The sequence below is a fragment of the Streptomyces sp. NPDC004542 genome (assembly GCF_040610035.1).
GTDB lineage: Bacteria > Actinomycetota > Actinomycetes > Streptomycetales > Streptomycetaceae > Streptomyces.
The window spans coordinates 1-20,989 of record NZ_JBEXLP010000074.1 but is presented as its reverse complement, the minus strand read 5'-3'; the positions used below and the strand labels follow the sequence as shown (position 1 = coordinate 20,989).

At 71.9% G+C, this 20,989-nt stretch carries 21 protein-coding genes, 1 tRNA gene and 1 pseudogene; 5 read left to right on the top strand and 18 right to left on the bottom strand.

The features are described from left to right. Positions 1 to 138 precede the first annotated feature (138 nt). From ABZX30_RS29370 to ABZX30_RS29360, 3 genes are all read left to right on the top strand, one after another. Positions 139 to 1,332 (top strand): aminotransferase class V-fold PLP-dependent enzyme, encoded by a 1,194-nt coding sequence (locus tag ABZX30_RS29370; RefSeq protein ID WP_355938676.1) that lies wholly within the window; start codon positions 139 to 141, stop codon positions 1,330 to 1,332. Continuing rightward, the gene (locus tag ABZX30_RS29365; protein WP_355938675.1) at positions 1,329 to 2,618 is read left to right on the top strand and encodes an MFS transporter; all 1,290 of its coding nucleotides are present in this window, start codon (positions 1,329 to 1,331) and stop codon (positions 2,616 to 2,618) included. Before ABZX30_RS29370 ends, ABZX30_RS29365 begins: the two co-directional genes overlap by 4 nt. Before the next feature lie 378 nt (positions 2,619 to 2,996). Further along, positions 2,997 to 4,034 (top strand): phosphotransferase, encoded by a 1,038-nt coding sequence (locus tag ABZX30_RS29360; RefSeq protein WP_355938673.1) that lies wholly within the window; start codon positions 2,997 to 2,999, stop codon positions 4,032 to 4,034. Here the strand turns inward: ABZX30_RS29360 and ABZX30_RS29355 are convergent. Both ABZX30_RS29355 and ABZX30_RS29350 read right to left on the bottom strand, forming a co-directional pair. Next, entirely contained in the window at positions 4,004 to 5,017 is a 1,014-nt protein-coding gene (locus tag ABZX30_RS29355; RefSeq protein ID WP_355938671.1) for a glycosyltransferase, read from the bottom strand. The genes ABZX30_RS29360 and ABZX30_RS29355 overlap by 31 nt on opposite strands. Before the next feature lie 104 nt (positions 5,018 to 5,121). Beyond that, a tRNA-Gly gene (locus tag ABZX30_RS29350) sits at positions 5,122 to 5,195 on the bottom strand. Between the two features lie 529 nt (positions 5,196 to 5,724). Here ABZX30_RS29350 and dcd point away from each other — a divergent pair. Both dcd and ABZX30_RS29340 read left to right on the top strand, forming a co-directional pair. Continuing rightward, positions 5,725 to 6,300 (top strand): dCTP deaminase, encoded by a 576-nt coding sequence (gene dcd / locus ABZX30_RS29345; protein WP_355938669.1) that lies wholly within the window; start codon positions 5,725 to 5,727, stop codon positions 6,298 to 6,300. A 59-nt stretch (positions 6,301 to 6,359) separates the two neighbouring features. Continuing rightward, positions 6,360 to 6,461: pseudogene (locus ABZX30_RS29340) on the top strand (phosphoribosyltransferase); the annotation flags it as partial. A gap of 105 nt (positions 6,462 to 6,566) precedes the next feature. Here the strand turns inward: ABZX30_RS29340 and ABZX30_RS29335 are convergent. The 16 genes from ABZX30_RS29335 to ABZX30_RS29260 form a co-directional block, all read right to left on the bottom strand. Further along, a complete protein-coding gene (locus ABZX30_RS29335; RefSeq protein WP_355938667.1) occupies positions 6,567 to 7,517 on the bottom strand; it encodes a YIP1 family protein in 951 nt (316 codons plus the stop codon). Between the two features lie 130 nt (positions 7,518 to 7,647). Beyond that, on the bottom strand, positions 7,648 to 9,078 hold the full coding sequence (locus ABZX30_RS29330; RefSeq protein WP_355938665.1) for a hypothetical protein: 1,431 nt from the start codon (positions 9,076 to 9,078) through the stop codon (positions 7,648 to 7,650). A 35-nt stretch (positions 9,079 to 9,113) separates the two neighbouring features. Continuing rightward, positions 9,114 to 10,529 carry an FG-GAP-like repeat-containing protein gene (locus ABZX30_RS29325; protein WP_355938663.1) on the bottom strand — a complete coding sequence of 472 codons (1,416 nt, stop codon included), beginning with the start codon at positions 10,527 to 10,529 and terminating at the stop codon, positions 9,114 to 9,116. A 99-nt stretch (positions 10,530 to 10,628) separates the two neighbouring features. Continuing rightward, complete coding sequence (locus tag ABZX30_RS29320; protein WP_355938661.1) at positions 10,629 to 12,110, bottom strand: FG-GAP and VCBS repeat-containing protein; 1,482 nt, start codon at positions 12,108 to 12,110, stop codon at positions 10,629 to 10,631. Positions 12,111 to 12,325: 215 nt separating this feature from the next. Further along, positions 12,326 to 12,580, bottom strand: a complete 255-nt coding sequence (locus ABZX30_RS29315) for a hypothetical protein (RefSeq protein ID WP_355938659.1) — start codon at positions 12,578 to 12,580, stop codon at positions 12,326 to 12,328. Beyond that, positions 12,577 to 12,801, bottom strand: a complete 225-nt coding sequence (locus ABZX30_RS29310; protein WP_355938657.1) for a hypothetical protein — start codon at positions 12,799 to 12,801, stop codon at positions 12,577 to 12,579. The genes ABZX30_RS29315 and ABZX30_RS29310 overlap by 4 nt, the downstream gene beginning before the upstream one ends. A gap of 12 nt (positions 12,802 to 12,813) precedes the next feature. After that, the gene (locus ABZX30_RS29305) at positions 12,814 to 13,668 is read right to left on the bottom strand and encodes a peptidoglycan-binding protein (protein WP_355938655.1); all 855 of its coding nucleotides are present in this window, start codon (positions 13,666 to 13,668) and stop codon (positions 12,814 to 12,816) included. A gap of 7 nt (positions 13,669 to 13,675) precedes the next feature. After that, positions 13,676 to 14,317 (bottom strand): hypothetical protein, encoded by a 642-nt coding sequence (locus tag ABZX30_RS29300; protein ID WP_355938653.1) that lies wholly within the window; start codon positions 14,315 to 14,317, stop codon positions 13,676 to 13,678. 70 nt (positions 14,318 to 14,387) lie between these two features. Continuing rightward, positions 14,388 to 14,564: a hypothetical protein gene (locus ABZX30_RS29295; protein WP_355938651.1), complete on the bottom strand. Its 177-nt coding sequence runs from the start codon at positions 14,562 to 14,564 to the stop codon at positions 14,388 to 14,390. Further along, positions 14,561 to 16,945, bottom strand: coding sequence for a hypothetical protein (locus ABZX30_RS29290; RefSeq protein WP_355938649.1), 2,385 nt, complete (start codon positions 16,943 to 16,945; stop codon positions 14,561 to 14,563). The genes ABZX30_RS29295 and ABZX30_RS29290 overlap by 4 nt, the downstream gene beginning before the upstream one ends. Further along, positions 16,932 to 17,777, bottom strand: coding sequence for a hypothetical protein (locus tag ABZX30_RS29285; protein ID WP_355938647.1), 846 nt, complete (start codon positions 17,775 to 17,777; stop codon positions 16,932 to 16,934). The genes ABZX30_RS29290 and ABZX30_RS29285 overlap by 14 nt, the downstream gene beginning before the upstream one ends. Before the next feature lie 11 nt (positions 17,778 to 17,788). After that, complete coding sequence (locus tag ABZX30_RS29280) at positions 17,789 to 18,724, bottom strand: hypothetical protein (RefSeq protein WP_355938645.1); 936 nt, start codon at positions 18,722 to 18,724, stop codon at positions 17,789 to 17,791. 60 nt (positions 18,725 to 18,784) lie between these two features. Then, complete coding sequence (locus tag ABZX30_RS29275) at positions 18,785 to 19,399, bottom strand: hypothetical protein (RefSeq protein ID WP_355938643.1); 615 nt, start codon at positions 19,397 to 19,399, stop codon at positions 18,785 to 18,787. A 79-nt stretch (positions 19,400 to 19,478) separates the two neighbouring features. Next, entirely contained in the window at positions 19,479 to 19,874 is a 396-nt protein-coding gene (locus ABZX30_RS29270; RefSeq protein WP_355938641.1) for a DUF3592 domain-containing protein, read from the bottom strand. 381 nt (positions 19,875 to 20,255) lie between these two features. Then, positions 20,256 to 20,582, bottom strand: coding sequence for a hypothetical protein (locus ABZX30_RS29265; protein WP_355938706.1), 327 nt, complete (start codon positions 20,580 to 20,582; stop codon positions 20,256 to 20,258). Positions 20,583 to 20,629: 47 nt separating this feature from the next. Next, entirely contained in the window at positions 20,630 to 20,920 is a 291-nt protein-coding gene (locus tag ABZX30_RS29260) for a hypothetical protein (RefSeq protein ID WP_355938639.1), read from the bottom strand. Between the last annotated feature and the right edge of the window lie 69 nt (positions 20,921 to 20,989).

The following is a 20,989-nucleotide window of genomic DNA, read 5'->3' as shown; positions in this document are numbered from 1 at the left end:
TGTGGACCCACCCGGGGTCAACGATCACGTCCGGTACTGTCCTGAACCTGACCAAGGAGCGCAGGAAAGGGCCAACCATTCTTGTTCCCAAGGAAGTTGGTTCACCATAGATCGCCAGGGACGGGAGAGGAGCCGACCATGCCGTCCGCCACCGCGCCTCGGCACCACGCGGCCAATCACTTCTGGGGCGATGACTGGCCCCAGGCACGGGCCCTGTGGCGGCTCGCGCCCGGCGTCCGCCACCTCAACCACGGAGCCTTCGGCGCCGTGCCCCTGCCCGTGCGCCGCGCCCAGGCCCGGCTGCGCGCCGAACTGGACGCCAACCCGATGCGCTTCATGCGCCGTGAGCTGCCGTCCCGTCTGGAGAGCGCGCGACTGCGGGCAGCCGCGTTCTGCGGAGCCGACCCCGACGGCTTCTGCTTCGTCGACGGCGTGACGGCGGGCGTCGAGGCCGTGCTGGCCGGGGTGCGCCCGCAGGAGGGCGACGAGGTGGTGGTGACGGAGCAGGCGTACGGCCCGGTCGCGGCGGCCGTCGCCCGGGCCTGCCGACGCGGTGGCGCACGACGCGTCGTGGCCGGGCTGACGGTGATGGACGACGAGGAGGCCCGGACCGAGGCGGTCCTTGGCGCTCTGACCGACCGCACCCGTCTCGTCGTCCTGGAACACGTCACACCCGGTACCGCCCTGGTGCTGCCGGTGGCCCGACTGGTGGCGGCGCTGCACGAACGCGGCATCCCGGTCGCGGTCGACGCGGCACACGCGCCGGGCGCGCTGCCCCTCGCGGTGGCCGAACTGGGCGCGGACTTCTGGATCGGCGCCTTCCATAAGTGGCTGTGCGCCCCACTGGGCACCGCCGCGCTCGCGGTGGCGCGGCCATGGCGGACCCGTATGGCACCACTGGTCAGCAACTGGGCCTCGGCGGAAGCCGGTTACCCGCAGTCGTTCGCCGAGACCGGCAGCGCCGACCCCACGGGCCGGCTGTGCGTACCGGCCGCGATCGACTTCCTGACCCGGCTCGGCCCGGAGCGGGTGCGCCGACACAACGCGGAACTGGCCGCCTATGGAGCCGCTGTGGTGGCCGAGGCGGTGGGCGCCACGACCACGGTGCCCGGTCCCTTCACCGGAATGCGCGCCGTGGCCCTGCCGCCGGGCATCGGCACAGACACACCGGCCGCGAAGACGTTCCAGGACCACCTGGCCCAACGGGCGGCGACGGAGACCACGGTGGTCAGCGCACACGGCCGAGGCTGGCTGCGACTGAGCGCACAGGTCTACAACAGCCCCGCCGAGTACGAACAGTTGGCGGGCCGGCTACGGCGGGAGCTGCGATGAACGAAGCGGGGGGAACCGGCACCGCGGTGCCGTCGGCGGCGGCCACCCGGTCGGCCGGACCCGTGTTCCGCAGGTTATGGACGGCCACCGTGGTCTCGTCAGCCGGTGACGGCGCCCGGCTGATCGCGCTGCCGCTGCTCGCCGCCCGGATATCCGACGACCCGATCGCGGTCACCTCGACGACCATGGCCGCCTCGCTCCCCTGGCTGGTCTGCTCGATGCTGAGCGGCGCGTTGGTGGACCGGTTCGACCGCTGGCGGCTGATGCGCGGCGCGAACGCCTGCCAGGCCGTCGTGATGACCGGGTTCGCGCTCGCGGTGTTCACCCACCACGTCGGGCTCTTGGCACTGATCGCCGTGGCCTTCGTGACCGCGAGTCTGCAGACCGTGGTCGACCTGTCCGCGCAGGCGCTGCTTCCGGCGGTCACCGGCAAGGAGCAACTGGCGGCGGCCAACGGCCGGTTGCAGGCCGGGACCCGCATCGCCGGCCTGCTGGCCGGACCCGCCCTGGGCGGCCTGCTCTTCACACAGGGACCCGCCGTGCCCTTCGTGCTCGACGCGCTGTCCTTCGTCCTGTCCACGGCCTGCGTGTGGGCGGTACCGGCCGGCTTACCCCGCTCTCCCGCCCCCGGCCTCTCCTCCGGCCGGGGCCGGATCAGGGAAGGCATGCGCTGGTTGCTGGGCCACCGCCTCCTGCGCACCCTCTGCCTGGGGCTGCTCCTGTGGAGCCTGGCCGACACGGCGGTGGTCGCCCTGCTCCCGCTCTACGCTATGGACTCGCTCGGACTGCCCGACTCGGGCGTCGGCATCCTGTTGACGACCAGCGCGATCGGTGGCTTCGCCGGCAGCCTCGCTGCCCCGCGGATCGCGCCCCGCACCAGTACCCCGGTCGTGGTCACCGGGGTGTTCGCACTGACCGCGATCGGCTACGCGATACTGGCGGGCGCAGCCCGGCTGCCCACCGCCGCGGTGGCCCTGCTCTGCCTGGGCTTCTCGTCGGGCGTCTGGGTGGTCGTCGTTACGGCCGTACGCCAGTCGGAGATCCCCTCGCAGCTGCTCGGCAGGGTCAGCAGCGCCTACCGAATGGTCGGTTTCGGCAGCCGCCCGGCAGGAGCGGCCCTGGGCGGCCTGCTGGCCCACACCTGGAGCCTCACGACGGCCTTCTGGTCGGCGGCGGCCGTGATGACCGTGACAGCGGTGGCCGTCGGCCCCGCCCTGGCCCACGCGACCCGCCCGGACGCCTCGAACCAGGCATCCGACAAACACGGCGCCCACCAATTGGACTAGACAATAAACAGCCCCTGGCCGATGGCGTCGGTGTGGCGGACTGCGGCCCAGCGGAGGCGGCTCGTCCGAATTCCCGCGATTCGGACGCGACGAAGGAGGACGCGCAGCCTTGCCGTTCAGCGCCCGTCCGCAGTGAACGAGGCGAGAGGACGGCAGCGTCGTCGTAGTCAGCCCCTGGCTCACAGGGCGCTACGACGCCGACGCCGACCACACCCGCTACCTCACCCGCCACCAGCGAGACCAGGAACCGACCCGGCCGAGGCCGCCCGCAGTGCAGCTGCCTGCCTCCGGTCCGCCTACCACGCCCGGGACCGCACATGGGTGCGGGGCAGGTGATCCTCGTGCTTCGGCGCGTTGCGCTCACGTATCGTCGTCGGGGTGACTGATGCGACCGTGGCCGACCGGACTGACATCCCCGGCAAGGTTCTCGCCGAGTTGGCCAGCGTCTTTGGCGTTGGAGAGGTGCTGGAGCGCCGGTACCTCGCCGACGGGCTGATGAACGTGAACTGGAGGGTGGAGACGTCGGCCGGGGCGTTCGCGCTCAAGCGGGTCATCGATGTGCCCCTTGACCGACTGAGCCGCAACCTTGGCATCCTCGCCGCGCTGGCAGAGGACGGCATCCCGGTGAGTGCTCCCGTCGCTACCGCTGCCGGCTCACTGGTCGCTGAGGTCGATGGCGGCATCTGGTGTCTGTTCCCGTGGGCGGCCGGCGCCCATGTCCGGGGCATCGACCTCAGCCTGTCCCAGGCGGCCTCGTTGGGCGCCCACCTGGGGCGCCTGCATGTGAGCCTAGGCCGGTTGTGCGGTCAGGGCCTGCTGCCTGCCGTGCCTGACACGGTCACCGCTGATGTCACGTCGCCGCAGCGAGCAGTCGAGAAGTCACACCGGCTGTCGACGGCCGCCGAAGCAGGTGGCAGCGTCTTCGATGTGGCGGCGGCAGCGGCGCTCGATCACCGTCGAGCGCTGCTCGCCGAGCACACCGGCAGGAGGCCACAGCATACGGCCCCCGAAGGTGCGCACGGGTGGACGCATGGTGACGTGCAGTACCGGAACCTGTTGTGGGAGGGCGGGGAGCTTGTAGCCGTCTTGGACTGGGACCGGGTCGGCGTGCGCCCGTATGCGGAAGAGGTCGTGCGGACGGCCCAGGTGCAGTTCGGGGTGGACGGAGTGTTCGACCTCGCGCGTGTCTCTGCGTTCGTCAGTGGGTACCGGTCCGTGATGCCGCTGGAGGGCTCCGCGCTGGCGGATGGTGTCCGCAGGCTGTGGTGGAAGCGGATGACGGACTTCTGGCAGCTGGAGTTCCACTACGACCGCGGTGACTTCTCCTGCGATGAGCTGTTCACCGCGGACGAGGCGCTGTTGCACTGGTGGACGGAGCGGCTGGATCAGGTCGAGGACGTCTTCGCCGCCGGGTAGATGCCGAGGGCTTCGAGGTCTGGCAGCCGTGGTCGGGCAAGACCTACTGCCTGCCGGCGGGCTTGCTCTCCCAGCGTCTGGTGGTCGGCGGCGCGGATGGTGTCCGCCCATACCTGTGGTCCTGCCGTGTGCGGTAGGACGATTCCGGCCGAGCCGATCGCTTCGGGGATGCCGCCGCGGTCCGATCCGATGCTGGGTGTCCCGTGCAGTGCGGCTTCGATGATCACTCGGGGGAATGCGTCCTCCACCGTGGATGGCACCAGCAGTAGTCGGTGGCCGCGGTAGAAGGGACTCATGTCATAGACCCGGGGGACGTAGGTCACGTTCGGGTAGGCGGTGAACTGGTCAGCGGTGCTCCACCAGCCTTCGATCAGGGTGAAGTGCTGTTCCGGCATGATGCGGATGAGCTGGTGCAGCAGGTCGGAGCCCTTCGCGGGGATCGGGTTGACCATGAGTACCGACCCGGTTCGTGCCACGAGGGAACCAGGCAGCGGTGGAAAGAACGGCGGGTAGAGGACGGCGAGTCGGGTTCCCTCGGTCTGCGGCGCCCGTCGGCGGATGAATTCGGAGACGGCAAGGCCGTGGTGCGGGCGGCCTGCGAGGACGCCGAGTCCGGTCTTGGACACGGAGTGCAGGATGCCCGCGACGAGTGCGGTGGTCCGGGCTTGTGCGGCGAGGTCTGCGGCGCCCTCCTGCGAGGTGAACACAACGTCGGGCCGCAGACCGGCCAGCAGGCTGTGGAGGGTCGATGCCGTCCGGTGCTGCGGTACGGCGATGCAGTCCACCTTCTTCCACTGGTAGCGCAGGTCGCCCCGCGTCTCCTCGCCCTCTCTGTCAGTCCGAGCGGATTCTGGGGCAACTCCGGCTTTGCTTACGTGACTTCGCAAGCCCGGCTGTCGATGGTGACCCAGGTCACATGAAATGCGTCTCGCGATTCGGGACGCCTGGCGGTCGAGGCCCCCGAAGCGGCGCTGGATGGCCACCGAAAGGGCTCTCGACCTGCACTTAGGGCACACAGAGGGCGCGCCGCCCCCAAATTGGACTAGACAACAAACAACCCCCGGGGCGATGACCTGGGGGTTCACAGTGGAGCGGGTGACGAGAATCGAACTCGCGCTCTCAGCTTGGGAAGCTGATGTTCTACCATTAAACTACACCCGCGTAAGACGGACGGACCTCGGCGGCGCCGGTGGCCGAACGGTTGCTTACTCTACCTCATCGCAGGCCCTGGGTGCTCGGGACCCGGGGCCTGAGTGTGTTTCAGGCAGGGGATCCGGCTGCGGGGGAACCGAGTTGGGGCGTACCGTGGAGGGGTGCGAGAGGGGCCGGGCGGGGGCGGAGTGCCGCCTGGAGGGTCGTCTCCTTGATCCCGTAATGTGGCTTTTGTCGTCAGGGCAGTCAGCCAGACGCGGCTCTTGGGGAAGGGACTCTTGGACTTGATGGAACGCACCGTCGTCCGCTGTGCCGATGGGCACGTGTTCAGCACCGCTTCGTTCCCGATGCAGCAGGCCGAGCGGCTCGGCCCCGGCCGGCTCCTCCGGTGTCCACGGTGCGCCCGGCTGCGCAGTGTCGTGCCGGTCGCTCTCGAGAAGCGGTAGCCGACGGTAGTCGGCGGTAGCGGCAGCAGTACCCCGGCGCGTGGAGTCGTCACGATTGTCACGGCTCCGCGCGCCTTGCGTATCCTCGGGACGTGCTTCTCTCAGACAAGGACATCCGGGCCGAGATCGACGCCGGGCGGGTGCGGATCGATCCCTACGACGAAACCATGGTGCAGCCGTCGAGCATCGACGTGCGGCTGGACCGGTACTTCCGGGTGTTCGAGAATCACCGGTACCCGCACATCGACCCCTCCATCGAGCAGGCCGATCTCACCCGGCTCGTGGAACCCGAGGGCGACGAGCCGTTCATCCTGCACCCCGGGGAGTTCGTGCTGGCCTCCACGTACGAGGTCATCACGCTGCCCGACGACCTCGCCTCGCGGCTGGAGGGGAAGAGCTCCCTCGGGCGGCTCGGGCTCGTCACGCACTCCACCGCCGGGTTCATCGACCCGGGGTTCAGCGGGCACGTGACCCTCGAGCTGTCCAATCTCGCCACGCTCCCGATCAAGCTCTGGCCCGGCATGAAGATCGGCCAGCTGTGCATGTTCCGGCTCAGCTCGCCCGCCGAGTTCCCCTACGGCAGCGAGCGGTACGGATCCCGCTACCAGGGGCAGCGCGGGCCCACCGCCTCGCGGTCCTTCCTCAACTTCCACCGGACCCAGGTCTGAGGGGGGGGCACCAGGGGTGACAGGGGTGACGTGTCGCCGTCCGTGAGCTCGCGCAGACCATCGCCGACCACGGGTACGAGCTCGACATCGTGCTGAGCATCGCGCGCGGCGGGGTCTTCGTCGCCGGCGGGCTCGCCTACGCGCTGGACTGCAAGAACATCCAACCGAGGGTGTGAAAAGGGCCCCCGGCGGTCCGCGGTGGGCGGATTCCAGGGGCCCCTTTTCACGTCGTCACGCCGTCGTCACGACTTCACGTCGGCGTGCCGTCAGAACGTGCCCAGCTTCACGATCGACAGCAGCGCGATCAGCTGGATCGCCGACGCGCCCAGCGCCTTCGGCCAGGGCAGGTCGTGCGAGCGGCTGACCATCAGGGTCAGCAGGGCGCCCGCGGCGACCCAGGTGGCCCAGCCCAGGAGCTGGACGAAGCCGGCGTCGCCGCCGAAGAACATGGCGAAGACGAGGCGGGGCGCGTCCGTGATGGACATGATCAGCATGGAGAGGCCGACCGTGGGCTGCCAGGCGCCGTCGCCGCCGAGCTGGCGGGCCAGGGTGTGGGTGACCACCCCCAGGACGAAGGCGGACAGGACCAGCGCGACGGCCGTCGTCAGGACGATCGGGATCGCGTTGGACAGGGTGGCGTTGATCGCGTCCGCGCGGGCGCCGTCGAAGCCGAAGACGGCGAGGAGACCGTAGAGGAAGGTCACGATGAGGGCCGGGCCCCACATCGTGTAGTCCCGCATCCGCAGGAAGGTCTGGTGGGGCGCGAGGACGATGCCGCGCAGCAGTTCCTTCCAGTGCAGGGGCGGGCCGATCGGGCCGGACGGGGCCGCCGAGCCCGCGTGGTAGGTCTCGCCCTGGGTGTAGGAGGCGGCCTCGTCGACCGAGAAGGCCTGGGTGTGGCCCGGGCTGTCGGCCGCGTACGGGTCCGGGGCGCCGCCCTGGCCGGGGTGGCCGCTCCCGTCGCCGAAGTACTCCGGGCCCTCACCGCCGGGGCGGCCGCCGCCCGCCTGCGGCCACGGGCCGCCGCCGCCCGCGGCACCGCCGTACTGCGGCCGCTGCCGCGGGTACGGCTGCTGCGGGTACGGCTGCGACGCCTGCGGGGGACCGTACGACGGTCCCTGCGGCGCCTGCCTGCCGTACGACGGTCCCTGCGGGGCCTGCTGTCCTTGCGGGGCACGGCCGTTCCGGCCCCCGCGTCCCATCCTGAATCCAGCCACGTCATCGAACGTACCTGGTCCCGGAGAGTCACGTACCGGGCCCGGCCCCCCAGCCCGGCTTTGCTGCCGACCTGTGACATCCCCTAAGGGTCCCCTGAGGCCCTCCTGGGGGTCCTGGGGGTCCTGGGGCTCAGCCGTTCAGTACCGAGCCGTAGGCCGGTGCGCCCGCCGTGGAGACGCCGGTGGCCGCCGGGCCGAAGCTCAGGGCGCCGGTCGTCGTCGGGCCGGTGGCCGTGCCGCGCAGGGACCAGACCGTGCCGTCGCCGGAGTTCTCGCCCGGGCCGCCCACGGTGAGCTCCGGGCGGTGGTCGCCGGAGTGGTCGCTGATCAGGACGCGGGCGCCGAAGCGGTCGCCCTTCTCGGCGGTGCCGGGGACGCCCGAGGTGTTCTGGGTGTAGGACTTGGCGCCGGACGTCTTCAGGCCGGAGGCCGAGCCGTACAGGACGGTGACGGCACCGGCGCCGGAGTCCTCGCCGGACGCACCGACGGCCAGGTCGGCGTAGCCGTCGCCGTTGAGGTCGCCCAGGAAGACGCTGCTGCCGAAGGCGTCGCCGGTCTCGGCGGTGCCGGGGACGCCGGTGGTGTCCTGGGCGACGACGAGCGGGGTGCGGGAGGTGTCGCGGCCCTCGGGGCCGCCGTAGAGGACCGTGACCTTGCCGCCCTTGGCGCCCGCCGGGTCGGCGGAGGTCTCGCGGTCGTTGCCGACGGCGATGTCCGCGTACCCGTCGTGGTCGATGTCGCCGATCGCGGAGACGTAGCCGGCCGGCAGGTCCGTCATCCAGTCGGTGTAGTTGCTGATGGAGGGGTCGGCCACCAGGTGGGTGATCGCGTCGTCGGTGCCGGTCCGGCGTCCGTGCACCACCAGGGTGGTGTGCCCGGAGGCCGGTACGGTCCCGAGGGACAGGGACGTGATGCCGTACGCGTCCGAGTAGGAGCTCGGGAAGTAGGCGCCGGAACCGCCTCCGAAGGCGCCGGACCTGCTGATCGGGCCGCCCACGAAGGACAGGTTGACCGGGCCGGTGGAGCCGACCGCCACGTCCTGGTCGCCGTCGCCGTCGAGGTCGCCCGCGGCCAGTGCCTGTCCGTAGCGGTCGACGTCCGTGTGCCAGTAGTTCACGAGGGTCCGGGCGCCGCTGAGGCCCGACGCGGAGCCCCAGACGATGACCACCGTGCCGTCGTTGGTGTCGCCGTCGGTGTCCTCGCCGGGGGCGCCGGCCAGCAGGTCGGCGTAGCCGTCCCGGTTCAGGTCGGCGGAGGCGACGGCGGCACCGAAGGCGTCGCCCGCCTCGGCGGTGCCGGGTATGCCGGCGGTGTTCTGGGTGAGCAGGGTGCGGGTGGAGGTCCTCAGGCCGGTCGGGCCGCCGTACACGACGGACACGGCGCCCGCCTTCGCCTGCCCGCCGACGGTGGCCCCGGGCGCGCCGACGGCGAGGTCGACGCGGCCGTCACCGTTGAAGTCGTACGGGGTGGCGGTGCCGGCGGCGTGTGCGGCCGGGGCGGGGAGGGCGAGCGGGGTCAGGGCCGCGGCGAGGACGGCGGCGGTGGCGGCGCTGAGGCGCATGGGGTTCCCTTGCCGAGAGCGGAGCGGTCGGGGTGTCACTGGGCGATGGCCCAGCCGAAGTTTCCGTTGCCCTTGAGGGCGACGTCGGCGGCCGTGACGGATTTGGCGCCGCTGGTGGTCAGGCCGGAGGCGGAACCGCGCAGGACGGTGACGGCGCCGTGGCCGTTCTCGCCGCCGACGCCCGCGACGAGGTCGGCCTTGCCGTTCCGGTCGAGGTCGACGAGGCGGACGGACTGGCCGAGGTCGTCCCCCGTCTCGGCGGTGCCGGGGACGCCCGAGGTGTTCTGGGTGTAGGACTTGGCGCCGGACGTCTTCAGGCCGGAGGCGGAGCCGAACAGGATCGTCACGGAGCCGGCGTCCCTGGCCGAGCCGACGTCCTCGCCGTGGGCGCCGACCGCGACGTCCGCGTAGCCGTCGCCGTTGATGTCGCCGGTGCTCAGCGCCACCCCGAAGAGGTCGTCGGCCTCGCCGGTGCCGGGCACGCCGGCGGTGTCCTGGTTGATCAGCGTGGGCTGCTGCGCGGGGTCGGGGCCGTTCGGGCCGCCGTACCAGACGCTGATCTGCCCGCCCTTGTGCCCGGAGGCCTTGTACCGGGAGGGGTCCTGGTGGTCGCCGAGGACGAGGTCGCCGTAGCCGTCGCCGTTGATGTCGGCGACCGAGCCCGCGAAGCCGTCGGCGTTCGGCAGGTACTTCATGGCGAACCTGGTGCCGGTCCAGGTGAAGTAGTCGACGTCCCCGCCCTGGTCGGCGTCCGTGGCGAACGGGTACACGCGCTCGGCGGCGCGGTCGCCGTTCAGGTCGCCGGCGGTGACCTCGTACGTGGTGCCGAGCTCGCCGACCGAGGACTGGATCGCCGGGGTGCCGGTGCGGGTGAACGGCCCCCGCCACAGGCGGGTGTGGCTCTGCCCGGTGGCGGTGACGTCGTATCTGCCGTCGCCGTCGAAGTCGCCGGCCGCGAGGGCGGAGCCGAAGCCGCCCCACTCGGCGAGCGAGGACGGCTGCGGCAGCGTGGCACCGCCGGACAGGCCGGACTTGCCGCCCCACAGGACGGTGACGGAGCCGACGCCGTCCCGGTCGCCGATGGTCTCGCCGGGGGCGCTGACGACGAGGTCGGAGTAGCCGTCGCCGTCCAGGTCGCCGGCGGCCAGGGCGGAGCCGAAGCCGTCCAGTTCCTCGGCCGTGCCGGGGACGCCGGCGGAGTTCTGGGTGATCACGGTCCGGCGGGCGGCCGAGACGCCGGAGGACGAGCCGTAGAGCACGACGACGGCGCCGGCCAGCTGCGCGGAGCCGACCTGGGTGCCGGCGGCGCCGATGGCGACGTCCCGGTAGCCGTCGCCGTTGAAGTCGCCGGACAGGCCGGAGGGGGCGGCGGTGGCCGTGGTGGCGGGGAGGGCGGCGGTGAGCAGGCCGGTGGTGAGGGTGGCGGCCAGCAGGAGGGTGGGCTTGCGCAAGGCGGGGACTTTCCTGGGAGCGGTGGGGACGGGACCGGGCGGGTGGCCGTGGGCCCGTCCCCCGTGGGTGTGGCGGAGGGGTACGGCGGGCAGGGCGCCTCAGTCGGCGAAGAGGGTGCCGAACTGCGGGTTGCCCGTCGTGGACACGCCGGCGGCGCTCGCGGAGATGGCGCGGGAGCCGGTCGTGGTGATCTTGGTGCCGTTGGACGGCAGGTAGGTCAGCGCGCCGTCGCCGCCGTTCTCGTACGAGCCGACGACCAGGTCGGCCTTGCCGTCGTGGGTGATGTCGTCGAGCTTGACGTCGACGCCGAACAGGTCGGTCTTCTCGTCGCTGCCGGGTACGCCGGCGGTGCTCTGGGCGAAGGACTGGGTGCCGGAGGCGGTGTTGACGCCGGTGGCGGAGCCGTACAGGACGGTGACCTGGCCGGTGTCGGTGACGCCGCCGATGTCCTCCATCGGGGAGCTGACGACGAGGTCCTGGTAGCCGTCGCCGTTGATGTCGCCGAGGTCGAGGTCCCACCCGAAGTGGTCGCCGGTCTCCGAGGTGCCGGGCACGTTGCCGGTGTTCTGGTTGACGGACTTGGTCGTGCCGGGGCCGGAGGCCGTGCCGTAGGTGATGGCCACCCGGCCGCCCTTGGCGCTGTCGGGGACGGCGGTGCCGTCCTCGGTCCGGGTGTCCCAGGCGGCGCCGCTGACGATGTCGCCGAAGCCGTCGCCGTTGATGTCGCCGACGCCCGTGACGATGCCGGACTTGAGGACCTTGGCGGAGGACACGCTCAGCCCGTTCGTTGTGCCGGGCAGCCAGTAGTTGGTGTTCCAGCCGTTGCCGGTCCGCGTCTCGTACCCGTCGACGATCAGGTCGGTGCGGCCGTCGCCGTTGACGTCGCCTGCGGTCAGGTTGATCGGGCCGTCCGGGGAGTCGTTGCTGCCGTTCATGATGGGCGGCTTGACGGTGGTGCGGCCGCCGGGCGTGCCGGAGTTGCTGAAGCCGCCCTTGTAGACGTAGATCGTGTGGGAGGAGTTGCCGACGGCCAGGTCCGCCCTGCCGTCGCCGTCGAAGTCGCCGGCGGCCAGGTTCTTGCCCCAGCGGTCGTGGGAGCCGGCGGCCGGGTCGGGGACGTCGACGCCCTTGCCGGTGAGGCCGCTCGCCGAGCCCCAGAGGATGGCGAGGGCGCCGCCGTCGGTGTCGGTGCCGACCTTCTCCCGCGGAGAGCCGACGGCGAGGTCGTCGTAGCCGTCACCGTTGAAGTCGGCGTACGCCAGCGCCCCGCCGAACATGTCACCGGTCTCGGCGGTGCCCGGGACGCCGGCGGTGTTCTGGCTGAGGGTGGCGCGCTTGGCGGAGCTGATGCCGGAGGCGGAGCCGTACAGGGCGACGATCTGGCCGGCGCCCTTGTGTCCGCTGACGTAGGCGGTGGGGGCGGAGGTCACCACGTCGCCGGTGCCGTCGCCGTTGAAGTCGGCCTTCGCGACCCTGGCGGAGTCCGCGGCCGAGGCGGTCGTCGCGGCGAAGGTGAGCAGACCGCCCGTCAGCGCGGCAGCGGTGGCCGTCGCGAGGGCGAGTCGCAGGGGTTTGTGCATGCGGGGTCTCCTGCTGCATGCGGGGATGCCCGGCGGGCATCCGCAGTCGGTGGGTGCGACCGTTCGGAGGTGCGGCTCTCGCGCTTCGCGCTGCGCACGGGAGCGGTCGGTGATCAGGAGACGTGTGGTGGGACGTAAGGGTTGTACGTGAGTTCGGTAAATCTTTGAGGCCGCTGTGGGGCGGGCGTGCGCCTCACCCCACAGCGGGCGGGCCGTCATCGGTGGGCCGCCTCCCACAGCGTCACCGCGAGTGCCGTGCAGGAGGTGAGCGCGGCGAGGGAGGGCAGCGGCCAGCGGGTGCGTTCCAGGGCGTCGAGGCGTTCCTCGTGCTCGCCGAGGGTCTTGTCGGTCTGGTCGGCGCGCTGGAGGAGCAGGGCGAGGTCGCCCCGGGTGGTGGCGAAGCCGACGTCGACCGAGCGGCGCAGGCGTTCCAGTTCCAGGGCGACTCCCTCCGCTTCGCGGGCCGTCACGGTGAGCCCTCCTTGCGCAGCCGGCGGGGCAGGATGCGTTCCACCTCCGGCAGGGCCATGACGCGGGTGAGGGCGGCGGCGACCGCCACCACACCCGCGACGGCGGGCGCGTTCCCGGCCGACGGTTCTCCGGCGAGCAGCGGCAGGAGCGCGACCAGCGTCTGCAGGGACGTCCGCAGGGTGCGGCGGGTGGCATCACCCAGGTGCGTGGCATCGCTCATCGGGCGGCCTCCTCAGCCGGTGCGCGGTACGCGCAGCAGGTCCCAGCTCGCGCGGCCGGGGACGCCGTCGGCGGCCGGGCCGCTGTAGCCGAGCCGGCGCTGCCAGGCGGCGTAGGAGCGGATGTCCGCGGCGCCCCACACCGGGCCGGGGCCCACGGTGTACCGGCCGCAGCCCTCGGCGACGAGGCGCCGGCCGACCGCGGTGATCAGGGGGCCGCGGCGGCCGGGGACGAAGTAGGCGGCGCCGGGGAAGGGTTCGTACGAGGTCGGGCCGGGGGCCGGTCGCAGCCTGAGGCGGGCGTCGATCCTGGTGCGCATGCCCGGCATGGAGAAGGACGGGTCGATCTTGCGCCGCGTCCACTCCTTGTGGCCGATCACGCCGGCCGCGGACCAGCCGTGGGCGCGGCACAGGGCGGCCGACAGGCGTTCCACGGCGTCGAGTTGGGCGGCCGGGTACGGGTCGCGGCCGGTCCCGAGGTTCTCGATCTCGAAGCCGTAGAAGTGGGCGTTGCCGTCCACGGCGTCCGGGCCGGGGGCGGGCGGTGGGGTCTGCTCGGCGACCACGGCGGACAGCACGGCGGTGGAGCCGGAACCGGCGTGGTTGGTACGGCCGTATCCCACCAGGTGCACGGTGCCGTCCTTGGTGACCAGGCCGGTGCACAGCGGCCCGGGCAGGACGGGCGTGCCGTCGATGCAGAGGCGGAGGCTGTCGGAGCCGGCGGTGTGGTGGAGCATCACGCCGTTGACGGGGCCCCAGGGGCCCTTGTGGTTGCGGTTGTGCGTCCGCCAGTCGCCGTGCTCGCGGACGACGACGCCCTCGGCGCGCAGGGCGCGCACGAAGGCGTCCGGGGTGAGGGGAGTGGCCATGACGTCCTCAGGTGACGGGGGTGACGGTCACGAAACGGTTGGTGAAGGTCGCGGTGCTGCTGGTGGCGGCGGACCTGTAGGCGAGGGTGGCGGTGTACGAGCTGTTCACCGTCAGGCCGGTCACCTGGAACTGGGTGGTGGCGGAGCACAGGTCGGTGCCGTAGGAGACGGCTGCCCGGGTGTCCGCGGCCGCGAGCGTGACGGTCGTGCCGAGGCGGACGTTGGCGGAGACGTAACAGGCGGTCGCCGCGCTGCTGTTGATCCGGGCGCCGACCGTGACCAGCACGGTGCCGGAGGCCGGGGCGGTGAAGGTGACGGCGGTCGGGTCGCCGGTGGAGCCGGTGAGGGTCTCCACGAAGGACGTGGACGTCGTCGTGCCGGTGGTGGTGTTGGCCTTGTGGACCGGGCCGGGGGTGAGCTGCGCCCAGGCGGTGCCCGTGTGGTACCAGAACTGCTTGGGCGTGCTGAGCCAGACGAGCATGCCGGCCACCGGGGACGTGACCTTCGTGTCGCGGGTGGCGGCGTCGGCGAACCGCAGCACGGTGCGGCCGTCGACGGCCTCGGCGAGGGACTGGATGTGCTGCGGGACGTTCGCGGCGTCGGCGGGCTGCGGGTAGGGCAGACTGCCGAGCGGGGTGAGCAGGGCCATGACGGCTCCTCCTTGCGGTGTGCGGGCGGGGGCGGTCAGGTGCCGAGAGGACGGTCAGGTGCCGGGGACGTCAGGTACCGAGGGCGGGCGGGAGCGTGTCGTACGGGCTGCCGTCGTCGCCCGAGCGCGCGGTGGCGCTGTCCACCGGCACGGGGGTGGCGGTGTCGCCGTCCTGGGCGGAGTCGCCCGGTGCCGGGTCGCCCTGTGCGGGGACGTCTGCCGGAAGCTGGTCGAGCTGGTCGCTCATGCGGCACCTCCCGGCGGCTGGAGCAGCTCCCGGTAGCTGAGCTTGCTCCGCGTGAGGTCGTCCAGGGTCGGGAACTGGGCGGTGACCAGGGCGTAGCTGCGCCGGGTGCCGTACTGCGGGTCCACGGGCGGGTCCGGCGTGAGGCCGGTGTCCACGGGGACGCCGTTGTAGGAGGTGCCGCGCAGGGTCAGCGTCTGCTGCGGTACCGAGCCCGCCTGGCAGGTGGTGCGGATGCCGACGACCCAGGCGAGGGTGTCCAGCGCGGCACCGGTGCTGTCCACCACCCTGACGACGTCGCCGAGTTGGATGCGCGGGTCGTGCAGGACGTCCACCTCGCCGAGCACGGGGACCGGGTAGCGGCCGGCGTCGAGCATGGCGTGGGAGAGGTCGGAGGCCACCTGGAGCTGCTGCACCCAGTCGCTCGCGGGCGCCTGGTAGACCTGCTTGCCGTAGTACCTCTGGCTCGTGGTGTTGTACCAGAGGGCCGTGCGCTGGGCCGGGTCCGCGGTCCGCTTCTGCGGCACGATCTGCACCGACGGCTTGCCGTCCTTGGTCACCGTCCACACGCTCGCCGTGCCGTGGTTGACGAACCGGACGATGTAGTTCGGGCCGTCGCGGCGGGCGCTGACCGTGACGTTGCCCTTGACCGAGGTGCCGCCGGTGGCCGCGCTGCCGAAGCGGACCTTGTGCCCGGTCGTCGTCGACGCGTCGTCCTCGATCTGGAGGGGGCCGATGTCCAGCTCGTCGTCGGCCATGGCGTACGCCACCTCGACCGCCGTGCCCGGCTTGATCTCCCGTACGGCGGTGTCGGTGGTCGTGCTGCCGTTGGCGGCGCGTACCGCGGTGTAGTCCTGGTAGGGCTGTTCGCAGTGGTTGCGGCAGGCGTCGATCTCTTCGGAGACGGTGAGCGAGGCGATGTCCCGACGGGTCGTGACGGTCACGTCCGGCCGCGCGGGCACCTTCTGGAACCGTCCCGGGCCGCGCCAGCGGAAGACGCCCTGCTCGTCGAACTCGGCCGTGGACATGGTGGCCCGGGCGATCTCGGTGATCACGTCCCACTGGGAGCCGGAGGCCTTCGGGACGTCGAACAGGGGGACCGTGACGTCGTCCAGTTCGGCGGCCTTGGTCCAGCGGCCCCGCTGCTCGAACTCGTCTGCGGTGTAGGAGTCGAGGTCGGGCCAGACCCGGTCGGTGACCTGGAGGCACTCCACGGCCACGTCCGTCGTCAGGTCGATCCGGTAGAGCTCGGACGGCGGCTGGGTGGAGGAGGAGGCGCTGAACGTGCCGGGCCCGGTGGAGGGCACGACGTACTCGCCGTCGGGCGCGGTCAGCCGCGGGTACACGGTCGCCGGTGTGGCGGCGGACGTGGTCCCGGCCCGGGTGTCCACCGTGAAACCCAGGTGCCAGGCGCCCTTGAGGGACGCCAGCTTCGGCACGGTCCAGGTGTAGACCTGGCCGCTGCCGCCGACCGTCCCGGAGGTGATCTTCACGGTGCCGGCCGCGAAGTCCACGTTCAGGGCGTAGTTGCCGTAAGCGCCCGCGCTGCGGTCGAAGACCAGCTTCAGCTCCAGCGTGCTGCCCACGGCACGGGCCGTGTTCACGTGCAGCTCGGCCTGGAACACCTTGCCGGCCACCACGAACCGGGACCGGGGCATCCAGGACACCGCCAGCCCGGGGGCGGCCGGCATCAGGGCCATCTCGTGCGGCGCGCCGTCCCGGATCCAGGAGTACGACGCCGGGTCGGGCAGTGTCTCCGGCTGGCCGTGGGTGGCGTCGAAGCCGCCGTGCAGGGAGGCGTACAGGGCGGTGAAGGGGGCGGTGACATCGGTGCTCACCGCGGGCGCGCGGGGCGGCGGGCAGGTGTGGATGCCGCCCTGGCGCAGCAGCTCGTCCACGCACCAGGTGGCGCTCGCCACGGGCCGGGCGTACATCAGGCCCTGGTACGGCCGGGGCAGCAGGGCCGGTCCGCGCAGCCGCTCGGCGCCGTCCAGCGCCTGCACGGTGACGGTGTCGGTGCCGGAGGCCGCGGTGCGGGAGCGGACGGTCCCGCGGAAGGCGGGCAGGGTCGCGCCGAGCAGGCCTGTCTCGTGGACGACGGACTGGCCGGGGCGTACGGCGTCGCCGGTGGCGCGTCCGGCCCACGCCGAGTACAGCTGGGGCGCGGGTGTCCCGCCGGCCCCGCCGAGCTGGAGCTCCAGCTGGGCGGAGGCGCTGCCGGAGAAGGCGCGCAGCGCTTCGGGCAGGTCGGTGCTGTAGGCGCGTTCGGCCTTCCAGGACTGCACCTGGGGACCCAGGTCCCGGCCGCCGCACCGGGTGGCGTGCGCCGGGGTGCGGTCGGGGGCGGCGAGGGCGTCGTCCAGTGCCGGGTCAGAGCTGAGCACCGCGCACCTCCACCAGGTCGAGGCTGACGTTCCGGTACGGCAGCGGGGCGGCGGGCAGGTCGGTGTAGCCGGTGAGGCTCATGGCCGGGCAGCCGTCGCCGAGCGCGAACGCGGTGGCCGGCTCGCCGATGGTGAGGCAGGCGCCGGCGAGCCCGTAGAGGCCGGTGGCGCCCGGTCCGCCGACCGGGGTGACGAAGGCGGCGCCGGCCGGGGCGGTCCCGGTGACGCCGCTGTCGTTCGCGGACGTGGAGGCGAGGTACGTCCCGTCGACTGCCTTCCAGTCGAGCTGGGCGGTGGCGGTCGCCGCACTCCAGTCGGGCGGCAGCAGCCACGACACCTGCATGCCGGGCATCACCGGCCACCCGGTCCACACCCCGTGCCGCCAGCCGAGGCGGCCGGCCGCGTCCTGGAAGTCGGCGACGACGGTGGCCGCGAGGGACGGGCTGATGACGACCGTGCCCTGCACCGTGAACCAGTGGTCGGTACCGCTGGACCGGGTGCTCTGGGCGGCCGCCTGGTAAGGGTCGAGCAGGTTCACGGACGCCGGGTCGAGCAGGGCCAGCGGCCCGTACGGGGGCTGCGGACCGCCCTGGAAGCCGGGCTCGTTGACCCGGCGGGCCAGCCGGGTGAGGTGCTGGGCGTCGCCCGGGGGCAGGGCGTCCCAGGACAGTTTGAGCCGGCGCACGGTGCGTGCCGTCGCGACGGTGGTGATGTTCCCCTCGAGGGACTTGAACTCGGTGACGTTCAGATCGGCGGTGCGGTCCCAGCTCTTCGCGGCCTGGGCGATCTCCCGCAGGAAGCCGGGCCGTCCGATCCACAGGTTCCTGGCCATGGTTGCTCCTCTCACCTCCGGGCGAGCTGGCGCTGTCCGACGAGGACGGCGCGGGCGATGACTTGGGAGTCCACCTCGACGTGCACGGGCCGCTCGGCGAGCTTCTCGACGGCGGCGGCGAGCCGGTGCATCCCGCCGCCCGAGCCGAGGACCCGCTCCAGCTTCGACAGCGGGATGACGGCCTCGGGCTCGCCGGCCTCGGCGAGCAGGGCGAGGGTGCCGCCGCGGCGGGCGGGCACGACGCCGCCCTTCGCGAGGGTGGGGATGTTGGGGAGCATCGGCAGGTGGATGCCGAACTCCCGGCCGCCGAAGTGGGGGACCCAGTCGGGGATCTTGACGTGGATGCGGTTCAGGGCGCCGATCATGGCGTTGAGTCCGCCGATGTAGGCGCGCGGCAGCGCGGTGAAGGCGTTGATGATGCCCTTCAGCACCGACTTGATCGGTCCGGCGTGGTTCTTGATGGCGCTGTAGATGGCGTTCCAGGCCCACTTGACGCCCTTGGCGAGGGCGGCGGAGACCTTGTCCATGTTGATGAACTTGGAGATGAGCGGGGCGAGCAGCGCCATGATCAGCCCGAAGGCGTTGGCCTTCATGGCGGTGTTGAGCCCCTTCTGCGCGAGCGTCGCCCCCTTCAGCCCCGACCCGAACCCCTTCATGGAGGTGCCCCCGGCCGTCGCCTTCTTGCCGGCGTTGCCGACGGACTTCTCGACGGCGTCGGACTGGCGCTTGACGTCACGAAGGGCGTTCTTGGCGCCGCCGGAGGAGGTTTTGAGGTGCTCGAGGGAGGACTTGAACTTGTCGTTGGAGCTCTTGGTCCTGGCCAGTGAGCTGTCGGCCTGGGCGACAGCCGTCTTGAACCCGCCCGTGGAAGTGGCGGCGCGGCCGGCCGCCGAGGCGAACCGGCTGAAGGCACCGTCCGCGGTGCGCAGTTTCTGTATCAGGGACATACGGATGTCTCCTCGGGTCAGGAATCGGTGAGGTGCCGGGGCGGCACGTCACGGGGTGGCTCAGATACGTGCCTCCAGATCGTCGACACGCGCCTCCAGCGCGGCCAGGCTGCGGCTCGCCTGTGTGGCGGATCGGGCGGCCAGGCGGGCACTCTGGTCCGCGCTGCGCAGCAGGTTGTCGGCGCGTCGGGAGTCCTGCTGGGCCCTGCGCGCGTCCTCCTGCGCCTGGTGGGCGCCGGTCCGGGCGGCGCGGACCTGCCGGTTGAGCTCGTCCTCGAACTTCTTGACCCGTTCGCGCTCCCGCTGCCGCGTGGCCGCGGCGGCTTTTGCCTCCGCCGCGTCCTTCTCTGCCTTCTCTTCCTTCTCCCGCCGGTCGCTTCTGCCGTAGACGGCGTTCTCGAGTGACCATTTCTTGCCAGGGCCGATAGGTCGTCCGGCAAAGGTGAGCCCTTTCTCGTCCCACTTGAACAGCGACTGGTCGAACTTGAGGAACTGGGCGCTGAGAGTGGCCACCTGACCGTCGACCTTGGCGAGCGTGCCTTGGATGTCTTTGAACAACTCGCCTTTGAACTTGGGCAGTTGATTCGCCAGGATGGACGCTGTCGTCTGCTGCGCCTGCTGTGCGGCGGCGAGCCGCACAGTGGCCGGGTCGTAAGGCTGGCTGTGGGATGACACGTGATACCTCCGTGCGTGAGCAGGGTGCGACGAAGAACCCCTGACCGCCGCGGTCAGGGGGTGACGGGGAAAGCAGGTGTCAGAGGCCGAGCAGGCCGAGGACGATCCAGACGTCGAGGACGGCGAGGAAGAGCGCGACCGGTGTGACACCCACCAGTTGGCGCCGTCGGACACGGAGGGCGGGTTCCAGGCACTCCCGCAGTTCGGCCGTCGTCGGGACGGCGGGGTCGTACACCACGGTCACGTCCGCGCCGGGCACCACGGTCGTGTGACCCATCGGAAACGACTCGGCCTCGTGCTCGGTGCCGTCCGGAAGACGGTAGGAGAAGTGCACCGAGACGTAGTCCTGATCCCAGGACAGTGACGTACAGGTTCCCGTCGTTTCCGCGCCGGACTCGCGCAGGCGAAGGCCCTGGCGGTGCCGACGGGCCGTGTGTACGACGGTGTATCCCACGCCGGTGGACACGACAGCCATGATGAGTGCCAGAACCAGGGCACCGCCCACTACGTCGCTCCCGTCCGGTAGCCACCAGCTGTCCGAGGCACTTCATGATGACGTACGGGATCAGTGCCGTCCACGGGCGTCCCTTCAGGCGAAACCTTACGATTCCGCACGGGGAGAGGGGGGTGTGAGGTGTGACCGCCTGGGCGCTGTTTTCGCTCTTCGTCTGGTGGGCGCTCTGGGCTCGGGGCAGAGTCCGTCGCGTCCACCGGCTCAATGAGCACGGCGTGTCCTGCCAGCTGACCCACTCGCACACCGCCTCGGCCGTCGCGGGCGTGGTGATCGCCGCGATCGCGGGTGTGATCAAGGCGCTGGTGTGACGGCGGCGGCGTCGCTCGGGCAACCCGTCGCCGGTCAGGCGAGGAACCGGGCCATCTCCTGCGGACTCGGCAGGGTGTCCGCCTCCTGGGCCGAACCGGGGCGCGGCAGCGGCTCCGGAGGATCCAGGGACTCCGCGTCCTCGTCCTGGTTGACGGTGGCGAACATCCAGTTGGCCTGCGCGAGTTGGTCGACCACGGCGGCCAACAGGTGGTCGGTCAGGGACCACTCGGCGGCCTCGCCCTGCACTTCCCGCAGCAGCGCGCTGTCCCGCGGCAGGTGCCGGACGAGCACCGCGAGCCGGCGTGAGGTGAGCCGGCCGCGGTGCCAGTCCAGGAGGTCGACGCCGTAGTGGCGGAGCAGGTCCGCCTCCAGGGCCTCGGCGTGCTCTTCGACGAGCTCGCCGAGGCTCAGTCTTCCCCCAGGCCCAGCCCCGTCTCCTTGCCGTAGGCCTCCAGGATCGCGGCGATGTCCTGCATGGTGACGTCGTGCTGCTCGAAGCGGGTGAACTGCTGCTCGCCGAGGAGGAGCCGGAGCAGTCCGTCCACGTCGTTGTCGTCGAGGTCGCGCAGCTTGCGCGCGGTGGCGCGGGTCAGCTCGGTGGGCAGGGCGAAGGTGTCGCCGTCCAGTGCGAAGGTCCAGTCGCGGCCGAGGGCCTCCAGGCGCTGGGCGCGGGCGGCGTTGACGTCGAAGGTGGTCACACGGGGCTCCGTTTCCGGTGGTCAGGGGGCGGGCCCGGGGGCCGCCCGCCCCACGCGACCGCGGCGGCG